The sequence below is a fragment of the Methylobacterium guangdongense genome, assembly GCF_038442355.1.
GTDB lineage: Bacteria > Pseudomonadota > Alphaproteobacteria > Rhizobiales > Beijerinckiaceae > Methylobacterium > Methylobacterium guangdongense.
Map to the genome: position 1 here is coordinate 1 of NZ_JBBXMX010000001.1, position 16,509 is coordinate 16,509.

At 64.1% G+C, this 16,509-nt stretch carries 11 protein-coding genes and 1 pseudogene; 7 read left to right on the forward strand and 5 right to left on the reverse strand.

The annotated features are described in order from the left end of the window. Nucleotides 1-166: 166 nt before the first annotated feature. Nucleotides 167-522 (reverse strand): annotated as a pseudogene (locus AAHG09_RS00005) (transposase); the annotation flags it as partial. A 146-nt stretch (nt 523-668) separates the two neighbouring features. On the opposite strand from AAHG09_RS00005, the gene AAHG09_RS00010 reads away from it, so the two are divergent. Continuing rightward, nucleotides 669-1,768, forward strand: a protein-coding gene (locus tag AAHG09_RS00010) for an IS3 family transposase (protein WP_342104237.1) whose coding sequence is annotated in 2 segments (ribosomal slippage) — nt 669-930 and nt 930-1,768 — 1,101 coding nt in all. Because the reading frame shifts where the segments join, the coding sequence is not laid out codon by codon here. A 236-nt stretch (nt 1,769-2,004) separates the two neighbouring features. On the opposite strand, the gene AAHG09_RS00015 is transcribed toward AAHG09_RS00010, so the two are convergent. The 3 genes from AAHG09_RS00015 to AAHG09_RS00025 all read right to left on the reverse strand — a co-directional run bounded on the left by AAHG09_RS00015 (nt 2,005) and on the right by AAHG09_RS00025 (nt 5,270). Further along, on the reverse strand, nt 2,005-2,184 hold the full coding sequence (locus tag AAHG09_RS00015) for a hypothetical protein (protein WP_342104238.1): 180 nt from the start codon (nt 2,182-2,184) through the stop codon (nt 2,005-2,007). Beyond that, nucleotides 2,184-4,358, reverse strand: a complete 2,175-nt coding sequence (locus AAHG09_RS00020; protein ID WP_342104240.1) for an AAA family ATPase — start codon at nt 4,356-4,358, stop codon at nt 2,184-2,186. The genes AAHG09_RS00015 and AAHG09_RS00020 overlap by 1 nt, the downstream gene beginning before the upstream one ends. 333 nt (nt 4,359-4,691) lie before the next feature. Continuing rightward, a complete protein-coding gene (locus AAHG09_RS00025) occupies nt 4,692-5,270 on the reverse strand; it encodes a hypothetical protein (protein ID WP_342104242.1) in 579 nt (192 codons plus the stop codon). A gap of 224 nt (nt 5,271-5,494) precedes the next feature. On the opposite strand from AAHG09_RS00025, the gene AAHG09_RS00030 reads away from it, so the two are divergent. The 6 genes from AAHG09_RS00030 to AAHG09_RS00055 all read left to right on the forward strand — a co-directional run bounded on the left by AAHG09_RS00030 (nt 5,495) and on the right by AAHG09_RS00055 (nt 13,945). Next, complete coding sequence (locus AAHG09_RS00030; RefSeq protein WP_342104244.1) at nt 5,495-5,851, forward strand: helix-turn-helix domain-containing protein; 357 nt, start codon at nt 5,495-5,497, stop codon at nt 5,849-5,851. A 312-nt stretch (nt 5,852-6,163) separates the two neighbouring features. Next, complete coding sequence (locus tag AAHG09_RS00035; protein ID WP_342104246.1) at nt 6,164-6,769, forward strand: hypothetical protein; 606 nt, start codon at nt 6,164-6,166, stop codon at nt 6,767-6,769. A 1,295-nt stretch (nt 6,770-8,064) separates the two neighbouring features. After that, nucleotides 8,065-8,670 carry a PDDEXK family nuclease gene (locus AAHG09_RS00040; protein WP_342104248.1) on the forward strand — a complete coding sequence of 202 codons (606 nt, stop codon included), beginning with the start codon at nt 8,065-8,067 and terminating at the stop codon, nt 8,668-8,670. Next, complete coding sequence (locus AAHG09_RS00045) at nt 8,670-10,955, forward strand: Mu transposase C-terminal domain-containing protein (RefSeq protein ID WP_342104250.1); 2,286 nt, start codon at nt 8,670-8,672, stop codon at nt 10,953-10,955. Before AAHG09_RS00040 ends, AAHG09_RS00045 begins: the two co-directional genes overlap by 1 nt. Before the next feature lie 3 nt (nt 10,956-10,958). Next, nucleotides 10,959-12,101 (forward strand): TniB family NTP-binding protein, encoded by a 1,143-nt coding sequence (locus AAHG09_RS00050; protein ID WP_342104252.1) that lies wholly within the window; start codon nt 10,959-10,961, stop codon nt 12,099-12,101. A gap of 14 nt (nt 12,102-12,115) precedes the next feature. Next, entirely contained in the window at nt 12,116-13,945 is a 1,830-nt protein-coding gene (locus AAHG09_RS00055) for a TniQ family protein (protein WP_342104254.1), read from the forward strand. 384 nt (nt 13,946-14,329) lie between these two features. Here AAHG09_RS00055 and AAHG09_RS00060 read toward each other — a convergent pair whose 3' ends face one another. After that, nucleotides 14,330-15,898 carry an alpha/beta hydrolase domain-containing protein gene (locus tag AAHG09_RS00060; protein ID WP_342104256.1) on the reverse strand — a complete coding sequence of 523 codons (1,569 nt, stop codon included), beginning with the start codon at nt 15,896-15,898 and terminating at the stop codon, nt 14,330-14,332. Between the last annotated feature and the right edge of the window lie 611 nt (nt 15,899-16,509).

The following is a 16,509-nucleotide window of genomic DNA, read 5'->3' on the forward strand; positions in this document are numbered from 1 at the left end:
TCATCGACGTGAACACCGTCCGGGACCGACGGCATCGACGGGTTGGAGATCGGCATCGTGCTGCCCTCGGGCCACAACGCTGATCAACGCCCGAGCCACCCGCCAGCACCGAAAATGCGGATGAACCAAAGTTCGACGCCGATCCAGGGTCAATGTTCAACGCTGTTTGACAGGCGTGACGTTCCGAGAGGCCGTACTTCTCCCGGATGCCATCGACCGCCTGCCGGCGCCGCTCGGGGGCTACAAGTTTATCGAGGCGACGTCCGCCAGCACCTGCTTCTCCAAGGATAGATCGGCTACCAGCCGCCGCAGCCGCGCGTTCTCACGCTCCAGGTCCTTCATCTTCCTGGCCTGATCGACTTGGAGACCGCCGTACTCCTTGCGCCAGCGATAGTAGCTCTGCTCGGAGATCTCCGCCTCCTTACACGCCAGGGCCAGACTCTTGCCCTGGGCTGTCTGCACCTCGATCTGGCGCAGCTTCAGTACCACCTGCTCCGCGCTCGTCTTCTGACCTCGCCGCATGTCCGACTCCTTCGGTCCTGGCTGATCCTCTCAATCAGCCCGGTCCAAAGCCAGCCGGTCAGGTCAGCTGACCCTGACCCGGCAAACTGGTCCACGCTGAGCGCAAGTTTTCCGGGCATCCTGAACCCTGAAGGAGGGTGGATGCCATGCCTCGCAAACGCTTCTTGAACGAGCAGATCGCCTTTGCCCTGCGACAGGCGGAGAACGGCGCCACGGTGGACGAAGTCTACCGGAAGATGGGCGTGTCCGAGCCGACGTTTTACCGCTGGAAGAAGCAGTTCGTCGGCATGGGGGTGCCGGAGATCCGCCGGCTCAAGCAGTTGGAGGACGAGAACAGCAAGCTCAAGCAACTGGTGGCCGACCTGACGCTGGACCGCTCCATGCTGCAGGATGTGCTCAATCGAAAGTGGTAAGGCCTGCCGCTCGCCGCGAGGTCGCCGGTCACCTGCAGGGGGCTTACGACATCAGCGAGCGCCGGGCCTGCCAAGCCACCGGTTTCGGCCGCTCGTCCCAGCGTTACAGGAAGCGCTCCGACCCACAGGTGGCGCTTCGCATGCGGCTGAAGGAGCTCGCTGCCGCACGGGTACGCTACGGCTACCGGCGGCTGCACATCCTGTTACGGCGGGAGGGCTGGGAGGTGAACCACAAGCGCACCTACCGGATCTACCGGGACGAGGGGCTGTCGATCCGACCCAAGCTACCCAAACGCAAACGAGCCTGGCGCTACCGGCAAGGGCGGCCGGCGATCAGCGGCCCAAACGAGGTCTGGGCCATGGACTTCATGTCTGATCGCCTATTCGACGGACGTCCGTTCCGGATCCTGACGTTCGATTGCCATACGCGAGAGGCGCTCTCGCTCACACCGAGAGCCAACTTCCGTGCCTTCCAAGTCACCGAGGCCCTGGACGCCTTGGTCCGGTTGCGGGGGCGGCCCAAGAGCCTGCGGGTCGACAATGGACCGGAGTTTGCCGGACGCATGCTCGATCAGTGGGCATACCTGACCGGGGTTGAGATCGACTTCTCCCGACCGGGCAAGCCGACCGACAACGCCTACATCGAGTCGTTCAACGGCCGCCTACGGGCGGAATGTCTGAACGCCTCGTGGTTCCTGTCGCTGGCCGATGCCCGCGAGCGTATCGAGGACTGGAGGTGCCACTACAACGAAGATCGACCCCATACGGCCCTGGGCGGCTTGACGCCCCGAGCCTTCGCCAATCAAGCTGTCACAGCCCAAGCACTTGCATAGGTCGTTGACCATAAACCGGGTCGACCCCAGCCCACCGCGCACTAACTTTGCTCTTAGACCACCGCGTGGGGGCCGATCACGATTGCGAATAGCAATGATGGCTTTTAGCATGCCGTCAGAGACATCTAAACAACTATGATAGGCGTTTCAATTTAATAGTAATAGCCGGACAGGCGAACGAATTCTTGACGTCGATGCGACGGCCCCGCGACGAGCAGGGCTGTCGCCTGCGTTAGCTATTGATCCATGTCCATCTGCCGCAGAGCCTCAAATTCGGCGCGCCGCCGCACGATCTCCGCGAGGCCGCGTATAACGGACTCGCGGTCGCCGCCTACGACTTCGCAAAGGTCTTCAATTGCGTCGTGGAGCGGTTGGAGATCGCCGATTTCCGGCTCGTCAGGGGGAAGTGCGAACATCAGAGGCCCCTCTTTGAAACGTCGGAGCCCCGAAGTTCGGCAATCCCGCCATGAGGGTCGATCCCGGCCATGAGGGCGTCGATCTCGGTACCCGCCAAGTAGCCGGCGTCATCCAGCGCGGAGGCAATGATCTCGACTTGCGCCCATCGTTTCGTGAGAACTTTGCGAGCCCTCTCGGCGACTGCGGACAGCCGGGCGGCGACCGGCTCGATAAGACCTTTGACAAGGAGAAGGTCGCTGGTCGTCGCGGCGACGTGGATCGGACCGAAACTGCCGAGGCCGAACCGCAATTCGATGTCGCATGCGATCGCGGTCGCTTTGGCCAGATCGCAGGTCGGTCCGAAACCAACGCCGATGGAACCGTTGCCGAAGGCGATCTCCTCCGCGACGCGGCCAGCCAGGGCGAGCTCGATCACGGCCTCGAGCTGTGGAAGCGTCGCATCGCCGTCGATCACATGGTCCAGGACGAGCTCGCCGCCGTTGTCGTGGAGCGAGGCGTCGACGATGCAGCCGAGGCCGGTCGCTCGGCCGACGACCGCGTGACCGGCCTCGTGGATCGCGATCCGTTGCCGAGCAGGCCCGGGTAACGGCCGGCGGCCCTGCCGTATCTCAGTGAACACATCCTCGAAGGTCATCTCGCGATCTGCACGTCGTGCGGCTCCCCGGGCGCGGCGTACGAAAGCTTCGACGTCGGCACCTGTCGAACCCCGCGCTGCGAGTGCCAGCGGCATCGGCGACATCTCAAGAAGCGTGTCTGAACCAAGGTAATGACGGAAGATCCCGGCGAGCGTCGTTGCATCCGGTTTCTCGATCGCGATTTCCCGATCCAGGCGCCCTGCCCTTCTGACGGCGGGATCGATGCGGTCGGGATGGTTTGTCGCCGCGACGACGACCACGCCGGGTCGATCCTCGATCCCTGCTAGATGCTCCAGGAGGCAGTTCACGACCTGTGTCCAGTACTGGACGTGCTCGCCTCGGATCGTCGTGCGGTCCGAGATCCCGTCGATCTCGTCGATGAAGAGGATGGAGGGTGCAAGGGCGCGGGCCCGGGCGAACGCGTTGCGGATCGCCCTGAGAGTACCGCTCAGGTAGTCGGCGCTGTTCCAGTCCGCGACCGATGTCGACACCAGAGGTACACGGGCGGTCTTCGCCAGGGCGCGGGCAAAGGAAGTCTTACCTACGCCAGGTGGCCCCGAGAGAAGCAGACCCCGATTATCGATCTGGGCCCATGCCAGGCTTCCGCATCTGTACTCCTGCAGATCGGCGGCGAGCGCGACGCCCCAGTCCTTGGCCGCACCATAGCCGTGCAGTTCCTCCAACCCAGGGCCGGCATCCAGATAGTCGGCCTTCTCAGCCAGCACCTTGGCGATCGCGTCGATGCAAGCGTCGGGCGAAATCATGGTCCGCAAGGCCACTGGCAGATCGGCGATGTCGAGCGTACGCAACAGATCCGGATCGATCCCGCGCGTCGGTCGGCCGCCCACAACAGCCTCGATCACGAGGTCGAGTCCATGCTGATCCAAGCTCGGCAACGCGAGCCGATGATCTGCCGCTCGAAGAAGATCGCGCGGCAGCTGTCGGTTCGGATCGGGTGCGATGCCGACCAGCGGACCCCGTGCGTGCAGAGCGCGACCGACGATATCGTTGCCGATGTCCACGCGATGATCCTTGCTGGCCCCGTCGCGGACGAAAAGCCCGATGTCGCCCTTTCGGAACACCATCGACCTCGACTGAGAGAGATCCTGCACCTTCCTGTCGGGCCGGAAGGCACACGTCTCCAGGATCGCGCGCGCCGGCTCGACGAACTCGGGAACGTGCGTCGCGAGGACGACGACGGGGGCCTCGCGGCGCAGGCGCCGCAGCAGACCGGGTTCGGCCTCGATGGCTCGGGCGACTAGAACTGCGACGGCCGCTAGATCCGCCGGGATGGGGACGTGCGCGATTTGCCGGTCCACCTCGTCGAGCGCGATGAGCTGCTCGACTGGATCGTCCCCGTCATACGGGACTGCGAACCCCGCTTCCGCGATCTCCCTCCCGTATGGAACATCCGATTTGAGACGCACGCGCTCTTCGTGCGCGAGTTGTTTGAGGAATGCGGCGGCGAGTTGATCGGATGGGGCCACGACCGGCTGAAGCTGATCGTGCTCCCCCAAGTGCGCACATGTGTCGAGCATTGGGAATCTCCCGCGGCCATGGCTTCGCACGGCCGTCAGCATAAAGGCTGTTCTGGACGCTGCGACGCGGTTGGCCCGATGAGATCGGAACACTCGACTGGCGTCGGCCTCAGGAGATCGCCTGCTTCATAGGCGATGCCGGACACTAGAACGAAAAGTGAACAGATGAAAGACGCCCAAAGCCAATCCGTCGCCTTGCCTGTGGATGGTGCCGACGACGTATCGATGGCACGTCACGTTCACCGATGCTCCCCGAGGCGGAAGTCCGGTCGACTAGTGACCGTCTGCGACCCGTACAGAGAGCGTCGGAAGAGCTCCCGTGACGCAGCTACGTCACGATCCGGAGTTGCCTGATAAGATCGATATTTTGCCGTTCCAGTTATCAATCCGCAGATCGAAGCGACCTCCGTCTATCCATCGTACGCCAGAATCGCGATCGTAGAATGCTCCTCGGTCCTCCAGGGGCGCGGGTGCGTTTTCTATCATGTCGTCGATGGCGCGCACCGCCTCCCCTCTCTTCAGCATGGTCGCAGAAAGCACCTCGCCTTCGGCGGGTCGTCCTCCGTGGACTTCGATTTTGGTTCGGTCTCCGGCTCGTGTCCTTTGATTGGCCGCCTCGATGAACTCGGACAGCAGCATTCCGTCCGAGCCAGCACCATCGAACCGAAGCAAGCCTACGATCCTCCGATCGAGATTCGTGAACGTCACGACGATGCAGCTGCGCACCCCCAACGTTTCGATCTCGATCTGCCCTTCGTCGCGGGATGCGAAGGCATACCGACCCTTGTAGACCCTGATGCCGAAACCGATGAAGCCAAGATCCGTCCGTAAGGATGCCTGCGCCGCGTCCGCTGACGCACTACCTGCCGCACCGTCGATCAGGGTTCGTCTGATCGAGATCGTTTCCGTCAACGCGGGATCGAAGGTGCCGAGCCGGCTCCCCCGGAAGATGTGGTATGGCCGGGGCTCCCGGACGACGGGGGATTTCTTCCCGAACCCCATGGAGCGAAACACCCTAGACCGGTTGCTGCGAAAACCTCGTCGTTCCTTCGATAAGGACTTGATCGTCTACAACGTGTTACCCATCGCGATCCGGATACGGTTCCTTCAGTGCGCAACAGGGTGGTCGACGCCTCATGAACGGATCGGAGTTCAAGCACAGGCTGCGGCTCTTGGGACGCACGCAGATCGGCTTTGCTGCGGAGATTGGCGTGACCGAGAGAACGGTCCACAACTGGACAAGCAAAGGGCCGCCGGCAGAGATTTGCTATCTGATCGACACGATCACGAGCCTGGAGATGCCGTTCGGACCCAAGGTCGAAGCGGGGCGAGATCTTACCGAGGAGAAGGCGTTCGCGCGTGCGGCCACCAAGGTCATGAACGAGCTGGCGGAGCGGGCAGCGCGAACGGGAGCGGGACGTGAGTTCGTGGATGCGGTGCGACTGTGGATCGACCAGGCGAAGGACTGCGCGGGATCCCAGCCCGAGAATTGATCAGCCAGTTGCTTGCGTCGAGATCGCTCCGAGTAAAACAACGGCGATCATTTGATCGTTAAAAATTCGTGTTCACACGCAACGAACGACCTGACGCTCACCGATATCCTCGACTCGGACATCACATCGCGCAACCGGAAAATATTTCCTTTTTTGTAAGCCCACCACTGGTATGACTGGATCACCTGAGTTCCGGGCCGAAGACGACGACCCATCGACACCAGGACGGAGAAATATGAGCATCCATGTTCGAGACGATCGCCGATGGTTGGGTCCAGGGCGACCGATCGAGCAGAATGAAGGTCAATCAAAATGCAGGTCGAAGCCATAGAAGCCGACGTTCGACCCTGTTCGGATCGAACGGTACATCAGCCTGGATTCATTTCGTTCAAGACGGCCCGCCCGATTCCGTATACATCGAGATGGCATCGCGATCTGCTGATACAGGTCACGTTGGATCCGGCGATCGACCAAATTGATCATGAACATCCTACGTTCGAAGGCGACAATTCACTGAGCCTTCGCCTGATGTCGGACGGGACGGCAATCCACGTCACCGCACTCCGCGACACGGACGACCTGCTGCATCGTCCGATCCCGCACAGCGGTGTATTTCTGCGGAGATCCGTCGTACTGGCCGATCCCCGGGCATCGGATGCCCGCGCCGTATGGGCGACGCGTAAATTGCCGATCCAGATCGGCGACCGCTTGCGGATACTCCTGGCCGTCGGCGACGGACGGCAGCACAGCATCTCCGATCTGGTTCCGAGCATCAGAGATCGCGGGTACGATCCGTTCGAGGCTGTCCTATCCCTCGTCTGTAGAGGGGATCTTGCGATCGATCTGCGCGACGGTCTGCAACCGAACACCCTCATCGCTATATCGAAGCACCGACGCCGTGTGCCGCCATCTTCCTGAGTGGCCGGATGCGGAATATCGGGCGCCTCACGCGACATTAACCAAAACGGAAGGAGTCATCAGACTCCATTTGCCAACGTCCGCTGTACCTGGCACAGGTTGCCAACGGCCGATTTCCTTCGGAGGCGCTCAGACCATGCGCCGCGGTCGACCCTGAGGTCCCAGCACACCTGAGCATTCTCCGAAGCTCAGGCGAGGCAAAAGCCGCATCGTCGGCCAGGACCACGTAGCCTGATGGCACCCCGATCATAACATCCGACGCCCCATACCTGGGGCTGGGTTACTCGCGCCTGTCGAACGCGTAGCATCGCTGCGAATTCGTCCGGGCTGGTGAGGAATAGACTGTTGGATGCGCGCGGCCCTGCCAGGCCTCGCGCATACAAGAGTACCCAGAGGATCTGCGGTCCGCCAGCTGACAACTGCGCCGAGAGATCCCGCCACCGGGGCAACCGAGGGTCACGAACGGGCTTTCCACCTGGGCGACCGCCGAGTCTTGTCCGCGCTGCGGACCACTTCGGTATCTCACCTTCGGACTCCCCTCGCAACACGCAATGCGGGCCCGCCGGGCTCATGTCGAGGCTTTCGGTCGCGCTGGTTAATGCGCGCCTGGTAGGAGAACAAACGTGACGATCGGTGCATCGACGACCCATCCGTCAAATACTGGAAACATCGGCCTTCCGGCCGAACGCCCGTCGACGAACATGCCTTCCGAACTCGAAGCAGCGCCTCTGAAGCTACCGGCGTACCTGCCGGCCATCGAGCCTGCGAGTTGGGACGACCCCGCTGCCAGTCACGGGTGCCGTCGCATCTCATCCCGATCTTGGGGATCCGCACGAGCCTCGCTTCCGATCACGTCGATGGCAGCTACCGCATGATCAACATCGAAAGCAGCCTGGAATACAAGTTGAAGTACTCAGCATGCGCGCGATGAGCAGTTTAGGCTCGGTAGAATAAAGGGCGCTCCAAGTTATCCCCCGAAGCGCCCTTGATCGAGCGTTGATCCGATAAGCTTGCAGGCACCGGATCGACGTATTCACCCCGCCTCGCGGCGGAACTGACCAAACCAGCGTAGCCGCTAGCCCAGCGGATCGACCCTGCACGTCCTGCAGCCGATGGCAAGTGCCATCGGACGATCCCTCATGGCTGCGGCATTGACACGGTGACCGGCGATGCCCCTCCCCACCCATGTTCACGCCGCCGATCCCCGCCCGATCGCGACGGCATATCCGCCGCCCTATCAACCCCCGGAGGCATCGATCGCCTCACGCGGCATCTCCCTACACTCCAAGGGAAACGTGCGGGGGACCACCCTGACGAACGGCCCGATACGCCGCCGCGTCGCCTTCGAGAGCGGCCTGGAGCTGAAGGCCATCGAGGTCTTCCTCGCTAGGCCCGACGTCGTCGACATCGAGGAACAGGTCGGGCCGATCGCCTTCGTCGACGGCCTCGGTCGCCGCTGCGAGCGCGTGTTCGATCTTCGGGTGACGCTCACGGACGGCTCGAGGATCCTCGTCTCGGTCAAGCCCGAGGATAAGGCGCTCGGCATCGATCTCGATGGCGAGAACCGCACCATTGCGGCGCAGATCGACCCAGCCATCGCGGACCGTATCGTCCGCGTCTCTGAGCGGCATCTGCCGCGCGAGGTGGTGCGCGACGCCCAGCTCGTCCGCATGGTGCGTCGTGACCGCCGTCCCGATGTCGACCGCGTGCTCGCCGGCATCGTCGCCTCGCTCCAGGGCGAGACGACCGTCGGGGAACTCGTACGGTCGAGCGGCCTGAAGGGTGCGGCGTTCCGCGGCGTCGTGCGTCTCGTCGGCTGCGGCACGCTCCGAATCGTCGGTCCCAGGGGCATCGATTACGCCACCCGCGTCGAGCCCAGCTCCGTAACAGGAGCCACTTGATGACTGTTATCCGGCATCGCCGGCCCGCCCGAAAGCTCAGGCTCGGCCCCCACGACCGCATCACGCTGGCCGGCATCCCGTACTGCCGCCCGCAGCGCACCGAGACCGGCTGGGCCTTTCGCCGGGACGACATGCCCGAGCTCGGCGTGTCGCTCACCCACGAGCGGATCGACGAGCTCGTGAAGCAGCCAGGCTACGGCTACCAGCGCGATCACTACGATCCGGTCGCTCTGGCCCGGCGTGCCAAGAGCGCGGCGGCCTCCATGGATGACGTGAGGATGGAGGAGCGCCCGAAGGCCCACTTCAAGCACCAGGTATGTCAGCGGATGGAGCGCCTCCATCGAGAGGGAAGGATCGCTTTCTCGGAAGGGGACATCGAGCGCGGCCTCGCGATCGTCGGTCAGGAGATCCTCCAGCTCGAATGCGCCAAGGTTCAACCCACGACCGGGGCGTCGGCCAAGCGGCGCAAGTCTAGGGTCGACCTCGACCGGGGTGTCGATGGGTCGGCTCGTAGGGGCGGTCGCCGCGTCGGCGTCACCGCGTCGGGCGATCCAGGGGCCGGGCTCAGGAAGATGCCTGGCGCGCCGACCTTCTGGAAGTGGTGGGCGAAGTACAAGCGCGGCGGCGGCACCGTCTGGGGAATGAGGGACGAGTACCAGAATTGCGGCGCCGCGCCCGCTCCTATCGGCCAGGAAGCCGCGGCTGTCCTCGACGAGATGGGGCGCAAGCGCAGCAGCCTCGGTGGCGCGTCCAAGAAGCAGCTTTTGGTCGATATGCGCGTGGCGATCGACGCCTTGAATGCGGATCGCGGCGAGGAGGACCGGATCCCTTGCCCCTCGCGCCGTCAGCTCAACGATTTCCTTGATGGATTGAGCGACATCCGTGTCGTCGCCGGTCGCGACGGCATCGCCAGAGCCCGCAAGAGCAAGACGATCGCGAGCCAGGGTGTCGGGGCGGTCCAACCGCTCCAGCGCGTCGAGATGGACCATTGGACGGTCAATCTCATGAACATCCTAGTGGCAGTCGGCCTTTGGGCGAAGCTGAACCGGCAACAGCGGAGGCGCATCGCCCGGATGCACCTCTGCGTCGCCATCGACTGTGCCACCAAGGTGATCCTTGGGATGCACCTCTCGGAAACGCCGACGACCGCCGATGCCTTGGCCGTGCTCCGGATGATGGTCAGCGACAAGCAACCCTTCGCCGATGCGGTCGGTGCTCTCCTGCCTTGGGATATGGCAGGCTCGGGCGAGTGCATCGCGACGGATGGCGGAGCCGTTTTCACAAGCGACCAGTTCGGCCTCGCGGTCGCGGGCCTGGGCTCCACGCACCTGATCCCCCCGGGTGGGCTGCCGCAGCTTAGGGGAACGATCGAGCGCTTCTTCCGGACCGTCCACACGCGGCTGATCGCCCGTTTCAGGGGGCGGACCTTCGAGAACATGCTCACGCGGGGCGACTACCCCGCCAAGGCACTCGCGAACCTCGATACCCTCGAACTGGCCTGGGTCATCGTGCGCTGGGTCGTCGACGTCTACCACGCCACTCCGCACGAGGGATTGGGAGGGGCCACACCTAGGAACGCTTGGCTCCAGGCCGTCGAACTCTACGACGTGACCGCCCCCCCGGACCCGAACACCTTGCGGTCGGTCTTTGGGATCCCGCTCATCAGGACCCTGGGCAACGAAGGAATCCGCATCCTCGGTCTCCGATACTGGAGCGAGGAGCTCGTCCGCCATTTTCTCGATAGGGGGAAGCAGGAGATCGAGGTGAAGCTCGATCCTCATGACGTGGGCGAGATCTCGGTCCGGATCGGCAAGGCCTGGCATGTTGCTCGATGCGTCAGGCGGGAAATGCATGGCGTCGCCCTGAGGACGTGGGTGGAAGCCGCCAGCGAGATGCGGCGTGTCAACGTGGATGCGGCCGCCCTGACCGAGCCCATCGTGCTGGAGGCGATCCGATCGATCGAGGCGGTGAGCGCCGGCGCGCAGATGCGCGAGGGCATCGCCGATCCGACGCCGACGACGGCCCAGATCAATCATCTCGATAGATCGGTCCTCTACGGCTTCCGCCTCCCCGATCCGGTCCAGGCCGCAGCCACGCCCGAGGACCCCCTCACCGGCGGCGCCCCGGTCACCGGCGTCCGGAGCGATGCACTCCTGCCGGACGCCCCGCCCAACCCAACGGAACCGCCGATCCCACCCGGCAAGACGGTCGAACACCCCACGCCGGCAACGGACACACCCAACGCGGACCCAACCATCGACGACGATTTCGATTTTGAGGATTAAGACATGGACGCCACCCAGACCCCCGACCGACGCGACCCCGTTGCTCGGATCCGCGAAGCCCTCGGCCACAATGGCGACCGCACCCACGCCGCGATGGAAGCGGTTCGCCATAAGTATGTGCGCACCCGGCGCGACACCCTCCTGCGCGACCACTTCGAACGCCTCCTCCATGACCTGGTCGAGCGGCGCAAGCCCGTGCTCGTGCCGGACCAGGACCAAGACCATCGCGACCAAGTCGCCGATCAGGAGCGTGCCACCGAACAGGATCACGATCCGGGGAAGGGCCGGCGCGAGGCAAACATGTTGCTCGTCCTGGGGGAGTCCGGCGCCGGCAAGACCCGGATCATCGACCGACTTTTGTCGACCCATCCGGCGACGTTCGGTTATGGCCACCCGCTGTCGGACTGCCCGGTGATCAGCGTGACCGCTCCGAGCCCTTGCGGCGTCAAGGAGCTGGGCCGGGTCGTGCTGGCCCGGACCGGCTACGAGATCGCCCGACGGAACGTCTCGGGGCCTGAGATCTGGGGCATCGTGCACAAGCGCCTGAAGGCGCTCGGGATCCTCGTTCTCCACATCGACGAGGCCCAGCACGCTACCCAGCTCAGGGACGTCTCAGAGCGCGAGAAGCTCAGAAACACGATCAAGTCCCTGATGGTCGATCCCGACCACCCGATTGCGGTGATCCTGAGCGGACTGCCGGAAATCACGCGGTTCATCACCCCGGATGTCCAGCTCTCCCGACGGACGACGGCCTTTCAGCTACCGTCCGTCGAACTGCCGGCCGACCTCAAGATGTTGACGGCGGCCGTCACTAAGTTCGCTGGCATCGCCAACCTCGGCGTCGAGGTCGGCTACGAACTGTCGCTGCTGCCCCGCCTCGTCCACGCCGGTGACCACCGCCTCGGCGTCATCATCGAGGAGATCCATGGGGCGATCCGGTACGCGCTCGGCGCGAAGTCCACGATCCTCGACCGTACCCACTTCGCCAAGGCCTTCGCGGACCGTACCGGCAATGCCCCGGAGTGGAATCCCTACAGACGCAGCGACTACAGGAAGGTTGATGTCTGGCGCATGATTGTGGTCCGCGACGAGGAGGAGGCCAGCGACGAGCGGACTAAGCCCTCGATCAAAGGGAAGGACAGGTGATGACGTCCCTTCGCATGACCGTCCCCTACATGGCCTGCGAGACCCCAACCAGTCTCGTGTCGCGACTCGCCGCGCGCAACGGCATCCCCCTGGCAGGCTCGTTCTGCGAGGACCAGGGTATGCTGTTCCGCCAGGTCATCGACGGCGAGCCGGCCGCGATCCAACGTCTCGCAGAACTCGCCGGTGTCGATCCGAACCGGTTGTTCGCGTCAACCTTTCGTAAGATCGACGAAAACGTTCGGCTCCTGGGCGCCGAACGCTTCGATCGACAGTGGATGTCCCGAGCGCGGCTACGGGTGTGCCCTGCCTGTCTTCTGCAGGATGCGGAGGGCTCGACACTACCGCCGGATGCCGCGATGTACTGCCGGACTTGGTGGCAGATTTCGTTCATCCGGACCTGCCACCTCCACAGCACTCCCCTGGCGATCCTCCCCTCGGAGCGGAGGACGGTTCACGACTTCGCGGCTTCCGTTCGACCACACGCTTCGGATCTATCCCGGCTGGTCGAGACCACCGCGCCGGTGGAGACGACGAGGCTGGAGGATTACCTGCTCCGGCGCATCGTCGGTGATGGCGGTGGGATACCATTGCTGGATGGTCTCGCGACCGGCGTGGCCGCGCGCTTCTGCGAAGTGCTGGGAACGGTCGGGCTGCATGGCTGCAGCCAGCGGTCGAGCAAGCTGGACGAGAGCCAGCTCAGGATCGCCGCCCAGTTCGGGTGCGACATGGCGACGGCCGGTGAGGACGCGATCCGGACCTTCATCCTCGGTCTCGTTCGCGGGGACGTCACGAGGTCGGCCAACGGAGGACCGCAAGCGGCCCTCGGCAGCCTTCATGCCTGGTTCTCCGACAACCGAGACACGCAGGACATGGAACGGCTTCGCGGCCTGGTTCGGGATGCCGTCGCAGCATCCCTGCCCATCGGCTCGGGTAAGGTGTGCCTGGGACAGTCGGTTAATGAACGACAGGTCCACTCGATCCGATCCGCATCACGCGAAACGGGCGTCCATCCCAAGCGGCTCCGCAAGTTGCTGCGGGAGGCCGGGTTCATCGGCGACGAACATGCCGACCTTGCCGATAACCTCGTGATGTTTTCGGCGGAGGCCAGTGCCCCGTTCCTGGCCGAGCTCTGCGGGACCAAGGGGCTGACGAAGGTATCCGCCTACATCAACGCCCCGCGTGTCCAGGCCCAACTCCTGTTCCATGCCGGCTTCCTGCGCCCGGTGTACCCCAACGGCGGGTCGACGAAGCGGCTGCTCGCGTTCAACGTGAAGGAGGTCGACGCGCTGATGTTGTCGCTCTTGGACGGTGCCGAGGTTCTCGATCGCGAGGTCGAGGGGGCATTCTCCATTCCACGCGCGGCGAAGAGGGTGCCATGCGGTGCGATGGACATCGTCAGCCTCATCCAGAACCGTCGACTTCCGTGGGTCGGTCGTCGCTCGGACGAGCTCGGTTACATGTCGATACGGGTCAGGCCCGACCAGGTGCGGCCCGCCCTATTTCCAGGCGTTGGGATCAGCGTGGATCAAGCAGCCCGGAAGCTGAAGTTACATTATGTTTTGGCGCGTAAGATTATTAGATTAGGGCTGATTAACGAGATACCTGGAAGATGCCCTGAGTATTATCATGAACGATACAATGTCAGATCCGAATCTGTTGATGATTTTATAAAAAATTATATTGCCCTCAGCGAAATCCAAATTGCATCCGCCACAAAAGGGAATTCGGTGAAGTCCATTTTAAGGAGTAATCAAATTTATCCCGTTACGTCTTCATATGACGTAGGTAAGGTTTATTACAAAAGAGATGAAGTTGAAGCGCTGCCAAATTTGAAGTTTCGATAAAGTTTTTGATTACGAAAATGCCCTGGTTATGCCGGGGCATTTTTTTGCCTTTGTGTCTAATGTCAACAATAGCACTATCAAACAACCCCCTTCACTGCAGCCGAACTCTATTGAAGCTTGGAAAAAAAGACGAGTATTTGCAATGTTTTAGATGCCCGCCTGCAATCAAACTCACCTGTTCCCTACAACTGATTGATCATCGACGCGGTGTCGCTTCGGCGACGCCGCGTCGAACCGATTCAGCGTTGATACTGGTTGCGCAGCGCTCCGGCCGCTGCGCACCCTCGACCGGGCCCGCGATGCGTCGGACCGGCCCGCGGTCGCGCTCCGCGCGCTTCATCGGCTCATTGAACCACGAGCCGGAGGCCCCCTGAGCCGCCGCCCTCAGCGCGGCGGCGCCGTCTCCGCAGGGAGGCCGAACAGCGGTGTCTCCGCCGCCGCGTTGACGATCACCGCGACGTCCGCCGGTAGCAGGAAACCCTCGGCCTCCGCGGCACGCGCCGCCACCCGGACGCGGTTCACGTAGTCCTGCTGGTTCTTGTACCGCTCGGCCAGCGACGGCAGGCCGGTGTCGTTCCCGTCGCGGGTGCGTGCGAACGGCCGATTGGCGCCCACCAGGGAGCAGGTGAACGTGGTGAGCGGGGCGTTCTGGCCGCCGCTGACTCCGAGCGGCACCGCGATATCGGGCAGCCGGACGCCGCCGATCGGGTTCCCGTCCGCATCGCGCTGCGGCACCTGCACCACCGCGTCCGGAAGCGCCTTCGGTGCCTGCAGGACGTTCGGATCGCCGGTCGCCGGCTGCAGCGGCATTAGCCGTGTCGCGGGTGGCGGTGCGTTCCGTTCCACCCATCCGTCGAGGCGCTGCAGGGTTGCCCGGGCGACCGGCGCCCAATCGAGCCGGCCGGGCGGGCGTTCGCAGCTCTCCGCCTTGACCACGGTGACATGCGAGGACCCGGCGACGTCGTACATCCGCACGTTGGCGGGCAGCGGCAGGTCGGCGGTGCCGTGGGCACCGGTCCGGCCCAGCGAGGCCCGCAGCGACGCATAATCCACCGTCGAATTGAGCAGCATCATCCGGGGCGGCACTTCCCCGCGCGCCTCGACCGTCTTGACGATCTCGCCGATCGTCAGCGGCCCGTCGTTCACGCCGGGAAACTCGGGGTCGGCGAAGTTGGGGGTCTTGTCGCCGCTCGAATGCGGACCGGTGCCGGATTGCAGGATCGGCAGCAGACCCGCGCCGGAGACGAAGACATGCAGGCCGTCGAACACGCGCCGCCCTTCGGCGACGTTGAAGCCGTGCAGCAGGAAGGTCTTGAGGAACCGGCCGTCCTGGGATTTGCCGGTGCCGAGCGTCCGATTGATCGTCCCGGCGAGCGGGTTGCGCGTTCCCGCAGCATCGGCCGCCGCATGGGCGAGGAAATCCGCCGTATCGCGCACGATGGCGAAGCCGACGCCTTCGATGAAACGCCGCTTCCCGTCCGGGTCGGTGAAAGCCGGCAGGTCTGCGCCCCGCCCGAGCTCCCAATAGACTTCCGCGATCGCGTAACCGTGATCCTCCAGGAAGCCGGTGCCGGGTTCCAGGTTGCCGGATTGCATCGGGAGGGTGCGGGGGCTGTTGTAGAGCGCGTTCGCGTAGGCCTTGCCGCGGTTCGGTACGTCGACGAGGAGCGCGCCGTTGCCCGCGGCGGGATCGGCCGGGATGATCAGGATGACCCGCGCGGCGTAGGCGACCTTGCCGTCCTTGGTGCGCTCGGCCTTGTCGAGATCGGGAATGGCGTGGCCATCCGGTGCGAGTTCCCCATGCACCGTTCCATCGAGCCGGACGTAATCCCCCGCCGCGAAGGTGCCGTAGGGTTGCCGGTCGGCGATCTCGAGCCGCGTGACCCTGGCTTCGACGGAACCTCCGCCCAGCGCGACGGCGAGTAACGCGAACGCGCCCAGTAAGCGTTTCATGGCGATCCTCAGGCCGGGTCGCCGGACGTCGCGGCGGCCGGACGGTTGCGTCATCCGACCGACCATTGCCGCGGGCGAAAGCCGGCGCAACCCGAGCGCGACCGCCTCGCATCACATCTGGGTGTCACCGTCGCGGCGGACCAAGCCGCGACAGGATCAGGGATGGCGCGCGATCGGGAAGCCGACGGCGTTCATCGCGTCGGCGTCCCGCGGAAGGATACGGCCCCCCTTCGCACTGAGAAACCAGAGCCCGGCTGCCACGTCCCCTGGACGCCTCGGCCTGACCAACCCGCGCGCGAGGAGAGACCGCACGGTGCGCATCTCCCAGGGGCCCGGCGCCGACAGGAAGCCTTCACGCTCAAGTCGGCGCAGCATCACCTGCTGCCCGGGGGTCAGGGCACGCCAAGCGGCGAATGAGTCAACATCAGGCATCCCAGATTGGAACTAATCCAATCTGACCGATGCGCGCAAGCTGATCGACGGCACGCGACGCTTTAAATCCATGAGCCGCGGGCGCGTTGGCTGGTTCAGGCAGGGTGAATGCCTATCCGGGCTGACCCCGATGGCGTCCGTCCAGTCCCGGCTCCGCCGCCGGGCTCGGCGCCGAATCC

Excerpts from the sequence above, each read along its gene's own strand:
- AAHG09_RS00015 (WP_342104238.1), bottom strand. The coding sequence starts at position 2,184 with ATGTTCGCACTTCCCCCTGACGAGCCGGAAATCGGCGATCTCCAACCG.
- AAHG09_RS00020 (WP_342104240.1), bottom strand. The coding sequence starts at position 4,358 with ATGCTCGACACATGTGCGCACTTGGGGGAGCACGATCAGCTTCAGCCG.
- AAHG09_RS00030 (WP_342104244.1), top strand. The coding sequence starts at position 5,495 with ATGAACGGATCGGAGTTCAAGCACAGGCTGCGGCTCTTGGGACGCACG.
- AAHG09_RS00035 (WP_342104246.1), top strand. The coding sequence starts at position 6,164 with ATGCAGGTCGAAGCCATAGAAGCCGACGTTCGACCCTGTTCGGATCGA.
- AAHG09_RS00045 (WP_342104250.1), top strand. The coding sequence starts at position 8,670 with ATGACTGTTATCCGGCATCGCCGGCCCGCCCGAAAGCTCAGGCTCGGC.
- AAHG09_RS00050 (WP_342104252.1), top strand. The coding sequence starts at position 10,959 with ATGGACGCCACCCAGACCCCCGACCGACGCGACCCCGTTGCTCGGATC.
- AAHG09_RS00055 (WP_342104254.1), top strand. The coding sequence starts at position 12,116 with ATGACCGTCCCCTACATGGCCTGCGAGACCCCAACCAGTCTCGTGTCG.
- AAHG09_RS00060 (WP_342104256.1), bottom strand. The coding sequence starts at position 15,898 with ATGAAACGCTTACTGGGCGCGTTCGCGTTACTCGCCGTCGCGCTGGGC.